The 1,420-nt window shown below is 30.2% G+C and carries 1 protein-coding gene; it reads right to left on the minus strand.

The annotated features are described in order from the left end of the window. Positions 1–180 precede the first annotated feature (180 nt). Positions 181–1,110, minus strand: coding sequence for a DMT family transporter (locus tag DN392_RS30175; protein ID WP_048567373.1), 930 nt, complete (start codon positions 1,108–1,110; stop codon positions 181–183). Positions 1,111–1,420: the final 310 nt, after the last annotated feature.

Here is a 1,420-nt window from a genome sequence, read left to right on the forward strand (position 1 = left end):
CTCTATATCCTAATCGTCAACACCTTTTATTCAATTAATAATAAAAATAATTCCAAAGGTATTTTCTATATTAGTTTCAGTTATTTAATTCCTCTAATTCAATGAAAATAATGAAAAGGACATCCTATTACATACAAAGCGTCCTTTTCATTAAACACTATATACATACTCTTATAAACTTTAACATTCTTCATTCTCTTTAACATTTCGCTCGCCTGAGATAAATAAATCAATTAATTTACGTTTATCCGCCCATATCACTCCAAATAAAACTAAGCTACCACCTATTCCTATTCTCCACGTCAAAGATTCATTTAATAGAACAATTGAAGCAGCGATACTTATTAACGGTAACGCATTTAAATATAATCCACTTACTGATGCCGAGACTGTCTCTAATGCTCTATTCCAAAACCAATACGCTAAAATTGTTGCCCCAATAACAAGATATATTACACTAAACCCTGTCTTCCATGTTTCGATTTTTGGAAAACCATAGTAAAAAGTTTCTGCCATTGCAAATGGTAATAGAATAACAGCTCCAATAATTAAAGTTAATGTTGTAAAAACCTTGTTTGATAGATACTGTTCTTGTTTTGGTCGTTTCAGCAATACTGTATAGAAAGCAAATAAGAACGTACTTAATAAAATAAGGATATCTCCTATTAAAGATACTTCTTGATCGACATTACTAGATGGAATTGTAATAAGAAGTACTCCGATAGCCCCCAATACAATACCGATCCAATAATTAAGTTGAATTTTTTCTTTCAAAAAGAACGCTGAAAAAAGAATTGTAACTAAAGGTAAAGCAGCATCAATAATACTAACATGCAATCCACTCGTTAAAGAAATACCGTAGGATGTGAACATAAAGTACCCAGCTACGCCAGTAAAAGATAGCAAACTCATTCTTTTCCACGGGACTTGTTTATGTACAACAGATCTTTTTAATTGTTTAAATGAGAATAGTAAACAGATTCCACCAGCTAAGAAAAGGCGGATAAATAACAAAGTAAATGGCTGAATAGATTCTAATGCCCACTTTGTTGGCGCAATGGCTATCCCCCATAATATAACAGCCACTAATAACATGCATATTTCTTTCATAATCCCCCACACCCATCAAAAAAATATATGTTAACTATCTTAATTATAGATTTTTTCTTATGTGAAATCCTTTGAAAATGTAAAAACGTTATGTGAAAAACAACTAAATAGCTATTTTTCACATAACGTTTTCATATAAAGAGTAAAATATTTTTGATCATTCTACAACCTAATTAATATAAAAAGGTAATTCTTACCTTAAACTGAAATTTAAACGTATTACTTTATCACCTTTTACGACATTATCGCTCAAATTTTAGTTTAGACAGTCCCTATTTCATCTTTTTTCCTCTTTAAGATTACTAAATTT

It is taken from the genome of Bacillus sp. BB51/4 (genome assembly GCF_008368845.1).
Lineage (GTDB): Bacteria > Bacillota > Bacilli > Bacillales > Bacillaceae_G > Bacillus_A > Bacillus_A wiedmannii.

Bases quoted from the DNA above. Each gene is read 5' to 3' on its own strand.
- DN392_RS30175 (WP_048567373.1), bottom strand. From the start codon at position 1,110: ATGAAAGAAATATGCATGTTATTAGTGGCTGTTATATTATGGGGGATA.